General features: G+C 39.6%; 16 protein-coding genes. All 16 read left to right on the top strand.

Annotation, left to right across the window (positions count from 1 at the left end):
• The first annotated feature begins 20 nt into the window (after positions 1-20).
• The 16 genes from ilvC to FLK20_RS04180 all read left to right on the top strand — a co-directional run bounded on the left by ilvC (position 21) and on the right by FLK20_RS04180 (position 19,543).
• Positions 21-1,058: a ketol-acid reductoisomerase gene (gene ilvC / locus FLK20_RS04255; protein WP_152655319.1), complete on the top strand. Its 1,038-nt coding sequence runs from the start codon at positions 21-23 to the stop codon at positions 1,056-1,058.
• Positions 1,045-2,589 carry a 2-isopropylmalate synthase gene (locus tag FLK20_RS04250; RefSeq protein ID WP_152655318.1) on the top strand — a complete coding sequence of 515 codons (1,545 nt, stop codon included), beginning with the start codon at positions 1,045-1,047 and terminating at the stop codon, positions 2,587-2,589. The genes ilvC and FLK20_RS04250 overlap by 14 nt, the downstream gene beginning before the upstream one ends.
• A 19-nt stretch (positions 2,590-2,608) precedes the next feature.
• A complete protein-coding gene (gene leuB / locus FLK20_RS04245) occupies positions 2,609-3,715 on the top strand; it encodes a 3-isopropylmalate dehydrogenase (protein WP_152655317.1) in 1,107 nt (368 codons plus the stop codon).
• Between the two features lie 67 nt (positions 3,716-3,782).
• Positions 3,783-5,189, top strand: coding sequence for a 3-isopropylmalate dehydratase large subunit (gene leuC / locus FLK20_RS04240; RefSeq protein ID WP_152655316.1), 1,407 nt, complete (start codon positions 3,783-3,785; stop codon positions 5,187-5,189).
• 12 nt (positions 5,190-5,201) lie between these two features.
• Positions 5,202-5,783, top strand: a complete 582-nt coding sequence (gene leuD / locus FLK20_RS04235) for a 3-isopropylmalate dehydratase small subunit (protein ID WP_152655315.1) — start codon at positions 5,202-5,204, stop codon at positions 5,781-5,783.
• Between the two features lie 81 nt (positions 5,784-5,864).
• Positions 5,865-6,881, top strand: coding sequence for a threonine ammonia-lyase (gene ilvA, locus FLK20_RS04230; RefSeq protein WP_152655314.1), 1,017 nt, complete (start codon positions 5,865-5,867; stop codon positions 6,879-6,881).
• A gap of 862 nt (positions 6,882-7,743) precedes the next feature.
• Positions 7,744-8,751 (top strand): ABC transporter ATP-binding protein, encoded by a 1,008-nt coding sequence (locus tag FLK20_RS04225; RefSeq protein ID WP_152655313.1) that lies wholly within the window; start codon positions 7,744-7,746, stop codon positions 8,749-8,751.
• Positions 8,738-9,670 carry an ABC transporter ATP-binding protein gene (locus FLK20_RS04220; protein ID WP_152655312.1) on the top strand — a complete coding sequence of 311 codons (933 nt, stop codon included), beginning with the start codon at positions 8,738-8,740 and terminating at the stop codon, positions 9,668-9,670. Before FLK20_RS04225 ends, FLK20_RS04220 begins: the two co-directional genes overlap by 14 nt.
• Positions 9,671-9,676: 6 nt before the next feature.
• Positions 9,677-10,639 carry an oligopeptide ABC transporter permease gene (gene opp4B / locus FLK20_RS04215; protein ID WP_152655311.1) on the top strand — a complete coding sequence of 321 codons (963 nt, stop codon included), beginning with the start codon at positions 9,677-9,679 and terminating at the stop codon, positions 10,637-10,639.
• Between the two features lie 30 nt (positions 10,640-10,669).
• Positions 10,670-11,563 carry an ABC transporter permease gene (locus FLK20_RS04210; RefSeq protein ID WP_152655310.1) on the top strand — a complete coding sequence of 298 codons (894 nt, stop codon included), beginning with the start codon at positions 10,670-10,672 and terminating at the stop codon, positions 11,561-11,563.
• Positions 11,564-11,673: 110 nt separating this feature from the next.
• Positions 11,674-13,521: an oligopeptide ABC transporter substrate-binding protein gene (gene opp4A / locus FLK20_RS04205; RefSeq protein ID WP_152655309.1), complete on the top strand. Its 1,848-nt coding sequence runs from the start codon at positions 11,674-11,676 to the stop codon at positions 13,519-13,521.
• A 595-nt stretch (positions 13,522-14,116) separates the two neighbouring features.
• Positions 14,117-14,797 carry a ribose-5-phosphate isomerase RpiA gene (gene rpiA, locus FLK20_RS04200; protein WP_152655308.1) on the top strand — a complete coding sequence of 227 codons (681 nt, stop codon included), beginning with the start codon at positions 14,117-14,119 and terminating at the stop codon, positions 14,795-14,797.
• 134 nt (positions 14,798-14,931) lie between these two features.
• Positions 14,932-16,776: an asparagine synthase (glutamine-hydrolyzing) gene (gene asnB / locus FLK20_RS04195; protein WP_152655307.1), complete on the top strand. Its 1,845-nt coding sequence runs from the start codon at positions 14,932-14,934 to the stop codon at positions 16,774-16,776.
• A gap of 198 nt (positions 16,777-16,974) precedes the next feature.
• On the top strand, positions 16,975-18,234 hold the full coding sequence (locus FLK20_RS04190) for a M20/M25/M40 family metallo-hydrolase (RefSeq protein ID WP_152655306.1): 1,260 nt from the start codon (positions 16,975-16,977) through the stop codon (positions 18,232-18,234).
• A gap of 35 nt (positions 18,235-18,269) precedes the next feature.
• Positions 18,270-19,061 (top strand): DUF3100 domain-containing protein, encoded by a 792-nt coding sequence (locus FLK20_RS04185; RefSeq protein WP_152655305.1) that lies wholly within the window; start codon positions 18,270-18,272, stop codon positions 19,059-19,061.
• Positions 19,058-19,543 carry a DUF751 domain-containing protein gene (locus FLK20_RS04180; protein WP_152655304.1) on the top strand — a complete coding sequence of 162 codons (486 nt, stop codon included), beginning with the start codon at positions 19,058-19,060 and terminating at the stop codon, positions 19,541-19,543. The genes FLK20_RS04185 and FLK20_RS04180 overlap by 4 nt, the downstream gene beginning before the upstream one ends.
• Positions 19,544-19,725: the final 182 nt, after the last annotated feature.

The raw sequence follows: 19,725 nt of genomic DNA, 5'->3' as shown, positions 1-19,725 counted from the left end.
AATGAGAGGGAGATTACATTATGGCAAAAGTACTATACAACAAGGATATCAATCAAGAGGTATTAAGAGATAAAAAAATCGCAATCATTGGATATGGTTCACAAGGTCATGCGCATGCAAGAAACTTGAGAGATTCCGGTTTTGAAGTAGTCGTTGGTTTACGTGCGGGGAAATCACAGCAAAAAGCAGAAGCAGATGGCTTTGAAGTATATTCTGTAGCAGAAGCAACAGCGCAGGCTGACGTAGTAATGGTATTGCTTCCAGATGAATTACAACCAAAAGTGTACGAAGAAAGCATAAAAGATAATTTACAAGAAGGAAATGCACTGGCATTTGCACATGGCTTTAACATTCATTTTTCACAAATCGTGCCTCCATCCACAGTAGATGTGTTCTTGGTAGCACCAAAAGGACCAGGTCATTTAGTACGCCGTACATTTGAAGAAGGTGCTGGTGTTCCGGGACTGTATGGTATCGAACAAGATTATACTGGAAAAGCAAAAGAAATTGCGCTTGCTTATGCATATGGTGTTGGTGCAGCCAGAGCAGGAGTGTTGGAAACAAGCTTCCAGGAAGAAACAGAAACAGATCTATTTGGTGAGCAGGCAGTATTATGCGGTGGAGCGACAGCACTTGTAAAAGCAGGCTTTGAAACATTAACAGAAGCAGGCTATCAGCCGGAAGTTGCATATTTTGAGTGTTTACATGAGTTAAAATTGATTGTTGATCTTCTTTATGAAGGTGGATTGGAAAACATGCGTTATTCCATCTCTGATACAGCACAATGGGGAGATTTCGTATCTGGTCCACGTGTGATTGATCAAGGTACAAAAGAGCGTATGAAAGATATTCTTGCCGATATCCAAACTGGTAAATTTGCAAAAGACTGGATTTCTGAGAACCAAACAGGCCGTCCGCAGTTTAATGCTATCAACCGCCGCGAAAATCAACATCAAATTGAAGTTGTTGGAAGAGAGCTGCGTGCTTTAATGCCATTTGTTAAAAAACCTATTAATGATGGCGCGGAAACTGGTGAAAAAGCACATGCCAAAAATTAAGTTCTTTGATACAACACTTAGAGATGGCGAACAATCGCCCGGAGTTAACTTAAACAAAGAAGAAAAATTACAGATTGCAAGGCAGCTTGAAAGGTATGGAATGGATCGGATTGAGGCTGGATTTCCAGCCTCCTCCAAAGGAGATTTTGAAGCTGTGCAGGCGATTGCACAAAATATAAAGAAATCAACCGTGCTGGGCTTAGCCCGTACGGTTAAATCAGATATTGATGCAGTGTATGAAGCAGTAAAGGATGCTGCCAAACCGGCTATTCACGTTTTTATTGCTACATCTCCTATTCATATGGAATATAAATTAAAAAAGACGCCTGAGGAAGTTGTCGAAACGGCTGTCACAATGGTTCGTTACGCAAAGGAAAAATTTGATCATGTCGAATGGTCGGCAGAGGATGCGACACGTTCTGACAGAGCTTTTTTAGCAGAGATTATCGAAAAAGTTATTGATGCAGGTGCAACTGTCATTAACCTGCCGGATACTGTTGGTTATGCAACCCCGGAGGATTACGGAAGTATGTTCCGTTATATGAAGGAGCATGTACCGAACATTGATAAAGTAGAATTATCCTGCCACTGTCATAATGATTTGGGATTAGCCACAGCAAATACACTTGCTGCCATCCAAAATGGTGTGACACAGGTGGAAGGTGCTATAAATGGAATTGGAGAGCGGGCAGGGAATGTTGCTTTGGAGGAGGTTGCCTTAGCATTACATGTACGCTCGGATTATTTTCCATATACGTCCAGCTTAAAATTTGATGAAACGAAACGTACAAGTGATCTTGTTGCGAAATTGACTGGAATGTATGTACAGGCAAATAAGGCGATTGTTGGCAGAAATGCTTTCTCTCATGAATCCGGAATTCATCAGGATGGTGTTTTGAAGCACGCAGAGACGTATGAAATTATCACACCGGCATTGGTTGGTGTTACTCCAAATACACTATTCCTTGGCAAGCACTCTGGCAGACATGCTTTTAAAGATAAAGTGAACGCCTTTGGAATTGACCTGACAGAAGCAGAGTTAAAAGAAGCTTTTCAGCAGTTTAAACAGCTGACAGATCATAAAAAAGAAGTAACAGATGATGATATTTATGCCATTGTGATGGAAATTAAAACAGACTCTTCTAATATTGATAAATATGAATTAATCCAATTCAGTGTTTCCTATGATACAAAAGATACACCAGCTGCAACTGTTGCTTTAAAAACTCCAAATGGAGCGAAGGTAGAAGCAACTGAGCAAGGAAGCGGAAGTGTAGAAGCCTTATATAAAACAATTAATTCCTTAATAGATGAGGAAATCACATTAATAGATTATCAGTTAAACTCCGTTGGCGGAGGAAAAGATGCCTTGGCAGAAGCACATGTGCAAATCAATATAAATGAACAAATTAACAATGGCCGCGGAACGGCACAGGATGTTCTGCAGGCTTCAGCAAATGCGTTTGTCCAAGCGGTAAATCGTTACTATATTCATAAAAATGCAAATATCAAACAGCTCGTTCACGAGTAAGAAAAAAGGAGAAATAATAATGGAAAAGAAAATCGTCCTGTTACCTGGAGATGGAATTGGTAAAGAAATTATGGAGTCAGCAAAAAAAGTGCTCGCAGCAATTGAAAGTGAATATCATCATAATTTTATTCTCCAGGAGTGTGCTATTGGTGGAGATGCTCTGGACCGTTATGGTGTACCGTTACCGGATGATACACTTCATGCATGTGAAGAAGCGGATGCTGTTTTGCTTGGATCAGTCGGAGGTCCAAAGTGGGATAATCAGCCGCCGGAGTTTAGACCAGAGAAAGGGCTGCTGGGAATCCGCAAAGGCTTGGGGCTATTCGCTAATCTGCGTCCAGTCAAGACATTCCCATCTCTTTTACATGCGTCTCCTTTAAAAGAAGACATTGTTAAAGATTCAGATATGATGATTGTTCGTGAACTAACTGGAGGTTTGTATTTTGGAGAACCTAGTGAACGCAGAAATAATGGAGCAGATGTAGTAGACACATTAGCTTATTCCAGGCACGAAATTGAAAGAATCGTGGAGAAAGGCTTCGAATCTGCACAGCTTCGTAATAAGCATTTAACTTCTGTAGATAAAGCAAATGTATTAGAATCCAGCCGAGTCTGGAGAGAAGTTGTGAATGAAAAAGCTGCGGATTATCCAGATGTCAAAGTAGAGCATTTGTTAGTAGATGCTGCTGCAATGAAGCTGATTACGAATCCAAGTGGTTTTGATGTCATTGTGACAGAGAATTTATTTGGTGATATTTTGAGTGACGAAGCTTCTGTTCTGACAGGGTCACTGGGAATGCTGCCATCAGCAAGTGTCCGAACAGACGGTTTAGGAATGTATGAACCAGTTCATGGTTCGGCTCCTGATATTGCTGGAAAAGGAATCGCAAATCCAATTGGGATGATTTTATCTACAGCATTAATGCTGGAATATTCTCTTGGAATGCAGGAGGAAGCAAAAGCGATTGAAGCAGCTGTAATGGATTGCCTGGAGCAAGGCTGTCACACATCAGATTTAAATATCGTAAATGGGAAACAGATGAATACAGAAGAAATAACAGAGGCTATTATTGAGAATTTAACGACGAAGTGTATTTCCGATTCCATTTGCAACTCTTATGTGTAAAGAGATTTAAATACTAAACATTCATCTATTTTTAAGGACAATATATAAAGTTTCGGAGGTGTAAAAATTGGGAAAGGCTTTGACAGTATTTGAGAAAATTTGGAATAAGCATGTTGTGAAAGAAGAGGAAGGAAAGCCGGCTCTTTTATATATTGACCAGCATCTTGTTCATGAGGTAACGTCACCACAGGCGTTTGAAGGTTTAAGATTGAACGGAAGGAAGGTAAGGCGTCCTGATTTAACCTTTGCTACAATGGATCACAATGTTCCTACGATTAATAGAGAAAATATAAAAGATGAAATTTCCAAAAAACAAATGGAAGCTCTAAAAAAGAATTGTGCTGATTTTGGTATTAAGCTGGCAGACATGTATCATCCCGATCAGGGAATTGTCCATGTTATCGGACCGCAATTAGGCTTAACCCAGCCGGGAAAAACGATTGTTTGTGGAGACAGCCATACATCTACGCATGGGGCTTTTGGAGCATTTGCATTTGGGATTGGAACGAGTGAAGTAGAGCATGTTTTAGCAACACAAACTATCTGGCAGGATAAACCGAAAACTTTAAATGTAAAGGTTATTGGAGATTTAGGTACAGGTGTGACAGCAAAAGATTTAATCCTTGCGATTATTGCAAAATTTGGCGTCCGTTTTGGAACAGGATATGTCATGGAGTATACAGGAGATGCCATTCGTAAGTTAACCATGGAAGAAAGAATGACCATTTGTAATATGTCCATTGAAGCTGGAGCACGTGCCGGTTTAATCAGTCCGGATGAAACAACCGTAGAATTCCTGCGCGGTCGTGAAATGGTCCCTGAAGGAGATGCATTTGACGCTTTAGCAGAAGAGTGGCTGGCTCTGGCTACGGATGAAGGCGCAGAATACGACCATACCGTTACTATTCATGCAGATGAAATTGAACCGCAAGTAACGTGGGGAACAAATCCGGGAATGGGGGCACCAGTTAACGCTGCTACGCCAACTATTAAGGATGCTGACAATCCGGAGGAAATAGAACGTGCCTTAAAATATATGGATTTAAAAGAAAATCAGCCAATCACATCGATTGAAATTGACCATGTCTTTATTGGCTCTTGTACAAACTCCCGTCTGAGTGATTTGAAAAAAGCGTCTAAAATTGTAGAAGGCAAAAAAGTAAAAGAAGGAATTAAAGCGATTGTTGTTCCTGGATCATTTCTAGTAAAGCAAGAGGCAGAAGAAATTGGTCTTGATAAAATTTTCATAGATGCAGGATTTGAATGGAGAAATTCAGGCTGCAGTATGTGTCTCGGAATGAATGATGATATTGTTCCTGCCGGAGGGAGATGCGCATCAACGTCAAACCGTAACTTTGAAGGAAGACAAGGAAACGGAGCGCGCACGCACCTGGTAAGTCCAGAAATGGCAGCAGCAGCAGCAATTGAAGGACATTTTGTAGACGTGAGAAAATATGTGGGAGTACCAAGTTAGGAGGAGTAGATGATGGAAGCTTTTAAAGAGCATAAAGGAATTGCTGCTCCGTTAAATCGCAGTAATGTCGATACAGATCAGATTATTCCGAAGCAATTTTTAAAACGAATTGAGCGCACAGGTTTTGGCGAATTTGTATTTTTTCATTGGCGTTTTGACGATGATGGAAATTTGCGTGAGGATTTTGTTTTGAACCAGCTAAAATATGAAAATGCTACAGTCTTATTAGCAGGTGATAATTTTGGTTGTGGATCATCCCGTGAACATGCTCCGTGGGCATTAGAGGATTATGGATTTAAAGTTATCATTGCTCCTGACTTTGCAGATATTTTCTATAATAATTCATTGAAAAACGGCATATTAGTAATAAAAATGAATGAGGAACAGGTTCAGCAATGGATGAAAAAAGCAGACCAGGGCTTAACACTGGATATTAATCTGGAAAAACAAGAAATTACAGATGCAGATGGCACGGTGGTTTCATTTGATATTCCGGCTTATCATAAGGAAAAGCTTCTTAACGGCTGGGATGATATTGCATTGACGCTTTTAGAGGAAGATGCCATTCAAGCATTTGAAGAAAAACGTGCTTAAAAGTGTAAAAAACAGAAAAGATATGAGAAAATAGAGAGATAGAAGATTATAAATTGTAAAGAATCAGAGTATTGAAGGAGTGTGGATTCACTTGGGGATCGCTTAACTGGTGAAAAAGTATATCAAGCATGGAAGAAATTAAAGCCAATTGTTCATCAAACACCGTTGTTAACATCGCACACAACAGATGATTTAGTAGGAAAGCATGTGTATTGCAAAATGGAGAATCAGCAAAAAACCGGAGCATTTAAGTTTCGGGGCGCAAGCTATAAGCTGATGCAAATGACGGATGAAGAGCTGGCAAATGGGGTTATTACAGCATCTGCCGGTAATCATGCGCAGGGAGTTGCACATGCAGCATCTAAATTAGGTGTGAAAGCAACGATATTTATGTCTGAAGCAACACCGCTTGCGAAGGTAAATGCCACCAGAAATTACGGTGCAGAGGTTATCTTAACAGGTGAAAGCTTTCAGGAAGCTTATCAAGCATCCTTGGAGCATCAGCTGAAAACTGGTGCAACCTATATTCATCCATTTGATGACCATGATATCATGGCTGGACAGGGAACCATTGCAATGGAACTGCTGCGGCAGGAGGATCGTATAGATACAATTTTAGTGCCGATTGGCGGTGGCGGATTAATTAGCGGGATTGTAGTAGCAGCCAAGCATATCAATCGGAATATTAAAGTGATCGGTGTACAGGCTGAAGGCGCAGCAGCAATTTATGACAGCTATCATACCAAGCAGGTAAAAAAATGGTCGAATGTAAACACTATTGCAGAAGGAATTGCAGTAAAGGAACCTGGAAAGCATACACTGCCGATTATCCAAGAGTATGTTGATGATATTGTTACTGTAAATGATGAAGAAATTGCAGCAGCGATTATATATATGCTTGAACGGAATAAAACATTGATGGAAGGAGCTGGAGCAGCTGCTCTGGCAGCCTTATTCGCACATCATCATCAGCTTCGTTCCAGACATTGCGGAGTCATCGTGAGTGGTGGAAACCTCGATATCGGGAACATGCAGCGAATTCAAGAGTTATCCGAAAAGTATAAACCAAAAAAAGTAAAATCATATATCGCTTTATAACGTGAAATTTGATTTAGTCAGTGTTCATGCTATGATAAAAGGAAACTTCATCCAGTGAGGAAAACCTCATTGGGTGGAGTTTTATTTTTGTATTAATGGAAATAAGTATTGTCCGTTTTTAACCTGATACGAAGGTCTATATTTATTAATTACAATATATGTTAATTATGACGATAAATAGAGATTTTTTTGATAAAACGACACGAAGAAAAAGAAGGAAAATAAAAAATTTTTTTTAGTAAATTATTGAAATAATCCCTTGATTTTAAAGGAGTTACATGACATAAAATGAAAGATGTATACAACGCCCAATCTTATTTTTTGCCAAAAACTATTGATTTTAAGCCAATTATAAACTATAATTTCAAAGTATATTAAGATTTGTTTACGATAATATATCGAATTCAAATTTTTGAAAAGAGAATGTAATATTTTAGACGAGCTGGAGATTAGAGAAGATAGAATAGATTTTAGCGTGTTAAAGCGATAAATAACATCATTTATTTACAGACAATTTTCAGAAAAATTACAACAATTATATTTTTAATATACTACATATTGTTTTACGAGATAATAAAAATCGCTTAATCAACGTACTGGATTTATATCATAGATTATTGCTGCTTCAGGCATAGATATAATTTAGTAAATGAGCAGAGCTTAGACCGTGTCATGCTTGTACGAATATCTTTTAGTTAGGAAATAATTAAAATGAATGATTGTACATGCATTTTTTTATTCAGAAATTACTCAAATTTTTGTCATCTGATTATTCATAAACGGGAAAGGGGAGGGTTGTTGAGAACTTGAACTGGAACGTGGCAAAACGATAGAGAAATTATTTGAGTAAGGGGGATATAGGTTGAGCAATGAACTATTAAAAATTAAAAACCTTAAAACATCTTTTCGTATTGGGGATGAGTATTACGCAGCAGTGGATGATGTAACGCTTACATTGAATAAAAATGAAGTATTGGGAATTGTTGGAGAGTCCGGTTCGGGAAAAAGTGCTCTGGCCTTTTCAATTATGCGCTTGCACACAAGAGCAAAAATAGAGGGCGAAATCTCGTTAAATAATCAAAATATTGTTCAAATGTCAAAATCGAAATTGAATAAAATACGTGGCGACGAGATGGCAATGATTTTCCAAGATCCACTGACAGCGCTTAATCCACTCATGCCTATTGGCAGACAAATTGAAGAAACTTTATTTTTGCATAATAAGAAGCTGGGGCAGCAAGGAAGAAAAGAACGTGCGATTGAGCTGCTTAATTTGGTAGGCATTCTAAGAGCAGAACGGGTTTATGAGCAGTTTCCACATGAATTATCCGGCGGAATGAGACAGCGTGTTATTATTGCTATCGCAATTGCGAATGATCCGGAGCTGTTAATTGCGGATGAACCGACTACTGCCTTGGATGTAACTATTCAAGCGCAAATTTTAGATTTAATTCGTGAATTGAAAGAAAAGATACATGCGGGAATCATTTTGATTACCCATGATTTAGGTGTTGTTGCAGAGATGGCTGATCGTGTAGCTGTTATGTATGCAGGACAAGTTGTGGAAATCGCACCTGTAGACAGGTTATTTGAAAATCCACTTCATCCATATACCAAATCCTTATTAAATTCTGTACCGACAGAAGGACAGGACAGGCTCCATGTGATTCAGGGGGTTGTGCCTACTCTGAAGAATTTACCAAGAACAGGGTGCCGTTTTGCAGAACGTATTCCCTGGGTCGATGCTTCTCATCATGAAGATAACCCAACCTTACATGAAGTGGAATCCGGGCATTTTGTCAGATGTACATGCTATGAGCATTTTTACTTCCCGGATAATAAGGAGGAACTGGAAAATGGCATTTCTTGAGGTGAAGGATTTACAAGTATACTTCCCAGTAAAAGGCGGGATTTTTAATAGAACCGTTGATCATATAAAGGCTGTTGATGGGGTCTCCTTTGAAATGGAGCAGGGGAAAACATACGGATTGGTTGGTGAGTCCGGTTCTGGAAAATCAACAACAGGACGGGCAATTATTGGCCTGGAAGAGATAACCTCTGGTCAGGTTTTATTTGATGGAAAAGATATTACAGATAAAAAAACAAAAAATAAAGCTTTCCGAAAAGACGTACAAATGATTTTTCAGGATCCTTACTCTTCGTTAAATCCGAGAAAAAGGGTACTGGATATTGTTGCAGAACCGCTCCGAAACTTTGAAAAGCTATCGAAGTTCGAAGAAAGGAAACGTGTTCAAGAGTTGTTAGATATTGTTAATGTAAGTCCGGATAGTATCTTTAAATACCCACATGAATTCTCTGGTGGACAAAGGCAGCGTATTGGAGTAGCAAGGGCAATTGCGTTAAAACCCAAATTAATTATTGCAGATGAGCCTGTTTCTGCATTGGATGTTTCTGTACAGGCACAAGTTCTGAATTTCCTTCAGGAAATTCAGAAAGAACTGAATCTTACCTACCTGTTTATTAGTCATGATTTAGGTGTGGTAAAGCATATGTGTGATAATATTTCGATTATGTATAAAGGGAGATATGTGGAACAGGGAAGTACAAAAGATATTTTTGAAAATCCACAGCATATTTATACGAAACGTTTAATTGCAGCAATTCCAGATATTAATCCTAGAAATCGTGAAAAGCAATTTGAATTTCGCAAGGAAGTGGCTGATGAATATCGAAAGTCATTTAATCATTACTTTGATAGTAATGGATTAGCTTTCGCCCTCCAGTCTATTTCTGATACACATAAAGTTGCTTTACCAGAGAAAGGTTGATCGTCTATGTGGAAATTTATTGTTCGAAGACTGTTGATTACATTTCCTCAAATTGTGTTTTTAAGTGTGCTTGTATTCGTGATGGCTCAATTTATGCCGGGTGATGCCTTGACAGGTTTAATTGATCCGAATGTTAGCCCGGAAGCCTTAGAAATTCAACGTGAACGGTTAGGGCTTAATAATCCATGGTATGTACAATATGGAGATTGGGTAGGCGGCTTAGTACAAGGTGATCTTGGCCAGTCGTTTCGTTTTAAAATGGACGTTACTGCGCTAATTTCAGAACGGGTTATGAACACGATATTACTTTCAGCTGTCTCACTTTTTTTTACATACATTATTGCCATTCCGCTGGGGATAGTCAGCGGACGCTATAATGATTCTCCTTTAGACTCGTTCATTACAGGCTACAGCTATCTTGGTTTTGCAACACCTATATTTATTTTCGCACTAGTAATGCTGTGGGTATTTGGATTTATTCTGGGATGGTTTCCGACAAGCGGAAGTGTGGCTCCCGGGTTAGATGCAGGAACAGTGGAGTATTATATAAGCAAGTTATATCATTCATTATTGCCAGGTTTATCGATAGCATTAATATCTGTCGTTTCAACCATTCAGTATTTAAGAAGTGAAATTGTTGATACAAAACAAAGAGATTTTATTGTAACAGCGCGAGCAAAGGGTGCTTCCGAAAATCGTGTATATAATAAACATATTTTCCGTAATTCTTTATTGCCCATAGCAGCTTTCTTTGGGTGGGAAATCACAAGTTTAATTTCAGGAACAGTGTTTGTAGAAAGTGTTTTCTCCTATCCGGGTATGGGACTTCTCTTTTTAGAGTCCGTTACACAACGTGACTTCAGTGTCGTAACAGCACTTGTTTTATTGTTTGGAATCGCCAGTATTTTAGGGGCACTTTTATCAGACATTATCTTGAGTATTGTCGATCCAAGAATTCGTATTAAATAGAGATATGATAGAAATTGAGGTGACTATGGTATGGAAGCTGATACAGTCAAAATGGCTGAACAAAAAAGCCCTTCAGCATTAAATATTCTTTTAAGAGAATTATATCGGGACAAGCTGGCACTTGTTTCGCTTATATTCGTTCTATTAATTACCAGTTTTGTGTTTGGGGTTTCCATCTTTCTGAATCAGGATGAGATTGTAACCGTAGATTTGTTTTCAATTAATGCACCGCCATCAGATCAATTTATTTTAGGAACGGATTATGGAGGACGGGATGTGTTCGGCCAATTGATTATTGGAACACGTAATTCTCTGGCAATTGGAATTTTAGTTACATTAATTAGTGGAATTTTTGGGGTAGCCTATGGTGTCGTATCAGGTTATTTCGGAGGTCATATAGACAATGTGCTGATGCGTGTTATTGATTTCTTTATGGTTTTACCGTTTTTGATGATTATCATTGTTTTTGTATCGATGACTCCGAGCTATAGTGTTATCAGCTTCTCGCTGATTATGGCAACTTTTTCCTGGATGGGGATTGCCAGGTTAATTCGTTCAAAAGCACTGCAGGAGAAAGAGCTTGATTATGCGCAGGCATCAAAAACCTTAGGAACATCCAGGTTTAATATCATTTTCAAGCAGGTATTACCAAATATTACATCGCTAATTATTGTAACGATGACATTAAACTTGGCGGCGAATATTGGATTAGAGTCAGGGTTGTCCTTCCTGGGATTTGGCTTTCCGGAAGACACGCCAAGCTTAGGTACGCTGTTATCTTATGCCAGAAATCCACAAACATTGGAATTTCGCTGGTGGATCTGGGCGCCGGCAGCTATATTGATTTTATTATTGATGCTTTCTGTGAGAAATGTCGGGGAAGCATTAAGGAGAGCTGCTGATGCAAGGCAGCGCCGCGGGTAATTCTTATCTTATTTACTTTCATCGGCTGCTAATTCAGGGTTAGATGTTGAGTATATATTACCGGTAGTCTTGCCGGTTGGAAAGACATATTATAAGGGGAGGTTACAAGGATGAGGAAAGCAACGATTAGCAAGGTTTTATTCATCATGATGCTGATGCTGTTTCTTGTGTTGGCAGCGTGTAACAGCGGGTCTGATGATACTGGTGACAGTGGAAGTGATGAAGGAAATGGAGAAAGTGAAGACACTGGATCTGATTCCGAAGATGCAGGTGGAAAGATATATGATATAGCAGATTTCAGCCCGATAAAAGAGGGCGAACCGATGGATGGTGGAAATCTGAACTTTGGTCTCGTATCAGATACGGTTTTTGCTGGAACATTGAACTTGAACTTCTATTCAGATGTATATGATGCAGAAATACTTGATTGGTTTGATGAGGGACTTTTAGGTGTAGATGAAACTTTCACTTATACCCAGGATGGTCCAGCTACCTGGGAAGTGAATGATGAGGGAAATGAATTTACCTTTACCATCCGTGATGAAGTCAATTGGCATGATGGCGAGCCGGTTACTGCAGAGGACTGGGCGCTGGCTATTCAAGTATTAGCTGATCCGGACTATGATGGGCCGCGTTATGGAAATGTTACGAACATCGTTGGAGTCGAAGAATACCATGACGGAGAAGCAGATAGCATTGAAGGATTGGAGATCATTGATGAGAAAACATTGAAAATGACGTTTAAACAAGCAACACCTTCTTTATTATCCGGTGGTATTTGGACATATGCATTACCAGCACATATTTTCGAGGATATTCCGGTAGCGGAAATGTCTTCATCTGATGCAGTACGTGTTAATCCAATCGGAATAGGACCTTTCAAAGTAGAGTCTATTACTCCTGGGGAGTCTGTAACTTTCACAAAAAATGAAGACTACTGGAGAGGGGAACCTAATCTGGATTCAGTGACCTTGAAAGTCATTGCTCCTGAAACTGTAACACAGGCACTTGAAACAGGAGAAGTAGATATGGTTCATTCTTTCCCTACAGATCAGTATCCTGATGTGGAAGAGACTCTGACCAACGTGGAGTTCTTAGGAAGACTGGACAGATCTTATTCGTATATTGGATTTAAAATGGGAACATGGGATGCTGATAATGGAAGAGTGGCGATGGATTTAGAAAACTCAAAAGTCGGCGATGTGGAATTACGCCGGGCAATGTGGTATGCAGTAGATAATGATGCAGTTGGAGAACGTTTTTATAATGGATTACGTTGGAATGCAACAACATTAATCCCTTCTTTCTATGAAATTTATCATGATGACTCTATTGAAGCACCAACCTATGATCCAGATATGGCAAATCAAATTTTAGATGAGGCCGGTTATGAAGATGTAGATGGGGATGGTATTCGCGAAAATCCAGACGGCGAAGAGCTTGTATTAAATTTTGCGTCTATGTCTGGTGGCGATACAGCTGAACCTTTGGCAAACTACTATATTCAGTCTTGGGAGCAGGTTGGAATTAAGGTAGAAAAAATCGATGGACGTTTATTAGAATTTAATGATTTCTATGACCGAGTCGGGCAACAAGGTAATGATGATCCTGATATTGATATTTATGCAGGTGCCTGGAATGTAGGAACAGATGTCGATCCGACTGGCTTATGGGGGCCAAATGTAATATATAACTTTACACGCTGGGAAGATGAAGAAAATACCCGTCTTTTAGAAGAGGGGGTTTCCGAAGAGGCGATGGATCTGGAATATCGACAAGAAGTATATCGTGAATGGCAGGAATACATGGTAGAGCAGGTGCCTGTATTCCCGACTGTTTACCGTGCAGAATTAGCTCCGGTTAACGAACGTGTCGTAAACTGGGATATTCGTGATGAAGCCCAGGAATTATACCGCTATGAAGTTGGTGTTACGCAAGAAGATCCAGTATTGCCTTAATAGAATGGTTTGAAAAAGGCTCGCAATTTGCGGGTCTTTTTCTGTGTTTTAGGTATGGCGAAAGAAATCCTTCCTCCTGAACGTACAAAAAAACACGGAAAGCTCCCGTGTTTTATCTATTTCAAGTATTGTTTTACATCCTCTATTGTTTTCAATTCATCGATATGCTCCATCATTGTTTCTAAAGTATTTATTTCCTGTTCGTGTATCTTTTTCTTTATATCCTCTGAAAGTGGAGCTGCAAATTTTGCGATTAATCGAATAGCAGTATTGACTAGAACCGCTTTCGACTCAGCTTTTCCTTCAGCTTTCCCTTTTTTAGACCTTTCTCCATACCTTCATTCCGAAAAATCTCTGCTAAAGTCATCGCCAGTTCGTTTACCTCTTTATAAGTGTTCCCTGCATGGTTAATTATATCATAATAATATTTTTTTGATGCCGATTGACAGGTATGCCACACATTTGACCATTCCTAAACCTGTTCTTTTAAGATATAATGGATACGGATACATAATGAGAACTTAGCATGCTGAATTATATTGGGCTGTCAAAGTTGAGCAATCTATATAAAAAAATTTACATTGGGAGGAAAATAATGACTACACAAGATCAATTAAAAAAAGCAGTCGGCGAAAGAGCCGCATCATTAGTGAAAGATGGAATGAAAATAGGCTTAGGCTCCGGTTCCACAGTATATTGGCTCGTCCGTGCATTAGGTGAAAGAATTAAGCAGGAAGGTATACAAATAGAAGGCATTCCCTCTTCCATTCAAACAGGGGAGTGGGCCAAAGAATTTGGTGTTCCTCTTACAGATTTTGCGGCAACCAAGGAATTGGATGTGACGATTGATGGATCAGATGAGGTAGATCCTGATTTTCACTTAATTAAAGGTGGAGGTGCAGCTTTATTTAGAGAAAAAATTATTGCTCAGGCTGCGCAAAAATTAATTATTATTGTGGACGAGTCAAAAATGGTAGCACAGTTGGGTGCTTTTGCATTGCCGGTAGAGATTCTTCCATTTTCCTGGGAGCGTACGGCTCATGAGATAGAGAAGCTGGGCTGTGTTCCGGTGCTTCGATTAAAGGATGGAGCTCCCCTTGTCACAGACAACGGAAATTATATTGTGGATTGCCCGTTTGAAAAAATTAACGATCCTGCTGATTTAGACAACAAATTACAGCAAATCGTCGGCGTAGTTGAAACGGGATTATTTATTGATATGGCTGACGCTGTTATTATTGGCAGCTCAGAAGGTGTTACGATAAAGGAAAAATAAATTATAAATAAAAGATCATCCATTAAAGATGGTCTTTTATTTATGAAAAAAATTTTCGGTTTGTTCACGAACATGCTTAAGACTGCATAGGCTAATGAAGGAGCTGGAGACATTGCCAGAGAGGATGAAGACATTTGTGTGGAATTACCGGATTCATTAACTGGGGTAAGCGTGCGAGTGACGAACAGGAAATACTGAAAAAGATGACAAATACATTATCTTTGCGTGGTCCAGATGCAACAGGGTATTGGCTGGAAGGTCATGTTGGATTCGGGCATACCCGCCTGTCTGTTATTGATTTAGAAGGCGGCAAGCAGCCAATGCTGAAAGAATCAGAACATAAGAAATACGTTATCTGTTATAATGGAGAGCTTTATAATACGGCAGAATTGCGAAAAAGTCTGACACAGCGTGGATATACGTTTACGACTGCCTCTGATACGGAAGTGCTGTTAACCAGCTATATGGAGTGGAAGGAAGACTGTGTGGATCATTTAAATGGTATTTTTGCATTTGCCATTTGGGATGATGCGTCAGAGAAGCTGTTTATTGCACGGGACCGGTTGGGGGTAAAGCCGCTGTTTTATAGTGAAAAGGGAAAGACATTTATGTTTGGTTCAGAAATGAAGGCGCTCCTTGCCCACCCGCTTATTACAACAAAGATTGACCGGACCGGGCTTTCGGAAATATTTGGGCTGGGGCCGTCGAGAACCCCGGGACATGGACTATTTAAGGATGTTATTGAATTAAGAGCCGGGCATGCGATGACAGTGACAAGAGCAGGGACGAAGGTCTGGCGCTATTGGAATCTGAAAAGTAAAGAGCATACAGATTCCCTGGAGGAGACTGCGGAAAAAGTACGGAAACTATTTACGGATTCGGTAAAGAGGCAGCTTGTGTCGGATGTTCCTGTATCGACCTTTTTATCAGGCGGTTTAGATTCCAGTGCGATTACGGCGGTAGCGGCACAACACTATCAGGAAAATGGTTTAGGTGCACTGCCTACCTTTTCACTAGACTATCAAGGAAATAAAAATCATTTTCAAGCGAGCAAGTTTCAGCCTTCCAGTGATCAAGAATGGATTGAAAAAATGGTGGAGACTTTTTCAACAGATCATCATGAAGAAGTGATTACAGGAATAGAGCTGGCTTCCTTGCTAAAAGAAGCTGTAGAGGTAAGGGATCAGCCTGGGCAGGCAGATATTGATTCTTCATTATTATGGTGCTGCCGGCAGATGAAGAAGCATACAACCGTGGCATTATCCGGGGAATGTGCAGATGAAATATTTGGCGGATATCCATGGTTTCATGACCCGGCAGCAGCGGGAGACGGTTTTCCATGGATACGCTCTTTAACTGGAAGAAGCAGCTTATTGCATGATGATTGGCAAAGTAAACTGCAGATTGCAGATTATGTGCAGGACAGATATCAGGCGACGATAGATGAGACACCTCGTCTGGATGGTGAAAGTATGGTGGATGCAAGACGCAGAGAATTGTTTTATTTAAATATGCAATGGTTTATGTCCCAGCTGCTGGATAGAAAAGATCGGATGAGTATGGGGGCAGGGCTGGAAGTGCGTGTCCCTTATGCAGATCATCATCTTGTCGAGTATGTTTGGAATATTCCCTGGGAAATGAAGATGGCCGGCGGCAGGGAAAAAGGTATTTTACGAAAGGCAATGGAGGGAACTTTGCCGCAGGAGGTGCTTTACCGCAAGAAAAGCCCTTACCCAAGAACGTTTCAGCCGGAATACACGGAGCAGGTGTCTCAATGGATGCGAAAAATCTTAACCGATTCGGAAGCAAGAATTTTTGAATTTTTACAGAAAGACAAAGTCGAAAAAATTGTGGAAAGCACAGGAAAAGAGTTCAAAGATCCCTGGTACGGTCAGCTGATGCGGGGGCCGCAATTAATTGCTCATCTCTGTCAGATTGATTATTGGTTGAGGAAGTATGATGTAGAGGTAAGTGAATAAGGTGTTAAACTAATATAGATGAAAACAAAACGTATAAAACAGGACCAGTGATATCTTGTTTTTATACGTTTTGTTTTTATACATAGATACTATCAAAAAAGTTAGAAAAGACTGTATTGACTCGAAAATTGCCGAATGGTAAGATATTATCATACTTTAACACTTTAATATGTTGAAAAGGGGCGTTCGGAATCCATTATGTTTTTTAAGGAGCAATATCAGCAGATAAAAGACTTTGCGGAGGATATTTATTATCACCCGGAACTGGGCTATAAAGAGCATCGTACAAAAGAAAATGTTGTTCGCTTTTTAAAGGAAGTTAATCCAGATGTAGAAATAGAGTATTTTAGTACGACGGGATTGAAGACTACACTGGGGCCAGAGGTATGTGATACGCATATTGCTTTTATTGCTGAGCTGGATGCAGTATATACTCCCTCACATATGTATGCGGATAAAGAAACCGGAGCAGCTCATAACTGCGGGCATTATACGCAGGTTGCCATTGCATTGGCTATCTATCGTTATTATGTAAAAACAAATGTCAGCAGCAACTGGAAAAATAAAATAAGCTTTATATTTGTTCCGGCAGAAGAATATTTAGATTTGGCTTATCGTGATGCATTAATCGAGCAGGGAACTATCACCCATTATGGCGGGAAGCCGGAAGCAATGAAACTGGGCGTATTTGATGATATCGATGTAGGAGTTTGCGTGCATGCCATCGGCGGGGAATTTGATAATCGGACAGTGAATGTGAATTGTGATTTAGCAGGTTTTCTTTATAAAAAGTATACCTTTCAAGGAAAGGCGACACATGCCGGTTTTGATCCGTTTTCCAGCAAGAATGCATACAGTATGTCAACGGTCTTCAATACGGCAGTTGGTTTAATGAGACAGCAGCTGGATGAGAAGGAGCATGTCCGTATGAATCCGATTGTCATGAGCTCAGATATGTCTACCAATGTTATTCCCAATAAAATAACGGTTGGTACAGATTTGCGGACAAAAACAGTAGATTATTTAAAGGAAGCAGCAACAAAGCTCGATGATGCAGCAAAAGGTAGTGCGATTGCCTTGCAGGGTGACGTAGCTGTACATACGCAAATGGGGTACCTGCCTTTTATTCAGAACAGATATTTATCCACTTTTGTACAAGCTGTTTTTAATGATTTTTCAGAAATTGATGCCATCGATCATGATAGTTTTATTAGTGCTGCTGGAGATATTGGAGATTTATCTTATATGATTCCGTGTATCCAAATCGGCTACAGCGGCTTTACCGGGACAATTCATGGGGATGATTTTATTGATGTTGATCCGGAATTTATTTATAGCATTTTCCCGGAGTTTGTTGCTGATGTTTTAGAAAATATAAATGAAAATGTCGATAAGCAAAAATTGTATAGGCGTTCTTATTCGGAATATCTTTCTGTCATTAACCAGATTGTTGATTAAATGAACCAATTTAAATTAGGAATTGAGGAATAGATATGGTTAAAAACTTTATATATTTTTTATTTTTTGTATTAGCAGTAATTGCAACAGCTGAGCTGATTGGTATTCAAACCTTTACGATTGGTTCCATGATGATTTCGATGCTGCCGTTGGTATTTGCAATTGCAATTAGTATGTTTCTTGGTCTGTCGTTCTTGCGAAAAGGTATTCTGAAAAAGATTTATAGTAAGAAGAATGTTGATTTTGCCAGTAAGTATTTAATTTTTATTATGCTTCCTCTGATGGCCAGGTACGGGTCAGATGTAGCACCACAAATCAGAGAAATTTTGCAGGTTGGCTGGGTATTTATTTTTCAGGAAATTGGTAATCTGGGAACGGTTCTTATCGGCCTGCCAGTTGCTATATTGATAGGTTTGCGCCGCGAAGCAATTGGGGCAACTTTAGGGATAGGGAGAGAAGGAGAGCTCGCATATATTTCCGAAAAATATACCCTGGAATCTCCAGAAGGACGGGGAGTTATTTCTCTTTATGTGATAGGTACTTTATTCGGTACAATGTTCTTTAGTATTTTTGCACCTATTTTACTTGATTTTGGCTTCCGTGTCGAAGCACTTGCGATGGCATCTGGAATGGGGTCTGGCAGTATGATGAGTGCTGCATCAGCTACATTAGTAGCAAGAGTTCCGGAAATGGAGAACACCATTTTAGCCTATGCTTCAGCCAGTCAGCTGTTAACAAGTTTTATCGGTACGTTTACAATGGTTTTCCTTGCTGCTCCGTTACAGCAGGTTATGTATAAGTTATTAGTTAGAGGTGACAAAAAATGAGCCCGACAATGCGTCGTTATGTCCGTTATGCGTTAGTGCTTTTATTAAGCGTAGCTTTAATTTTATTTGCACAGGAAATCAAGCTGTTAAAAAATCCAGACTCAACACCAATTACATCCATGACCTTTGTCGGTTTGGGCATCCTCTGGTTATTTTCATTTATCGGTGTGATTATCGCCGATTTAATGAAATTGGTTCCTATTAAGGTTATCCGTGATTTCCCGATTTTAGGCTGGGTATCGATTACCTCTTTATCCATGTGTCTGATTTCAGACTTTTTTGTGGAGGCAATCCAGTCCGTAGACTTTCTTGCAATCACAACGCCAATTCTGACAGTTGCCGGAATTTCCGTTGCCAATCGCCTGGTTGATTTACGGAAAACCTCCTGGAAAATTGCGATTGTTGCTGTATTTGTGTTTGCCGGAACTTATGTATGTAGTGCGGTATTGGCACAGCTTGGACTATTATTTGCAGGTAATTAAGCTGCTTGAAAAGACTTTTCCTATGAAAAAGGGAAGGTCTTTTTTTCACTTTAAGAAAAAGTAGAAAGAATCTAAGGAAAAAAGTATAAGCGCAACTAAGGCGTGCGCCGAAAGGCTTGGCGAATGCCAAGTTTTCTTTAGCGTTAAGACCACATACAGATTTTAGAACAAGTATGATAGAC

It is taken from the genome of Oceanobacillus sp. CFH 90083, assembly GCF_009389585.1.
In the GTDB taxonomy this organism is placed as follows: Bacteria; Bacillota; Bacilli; order Bacillales; family Amphibacillaceae; genus Oceanobacillus.
This window is presented reverse-complemented; position numbering and strand designations above follow the sequence as displayed.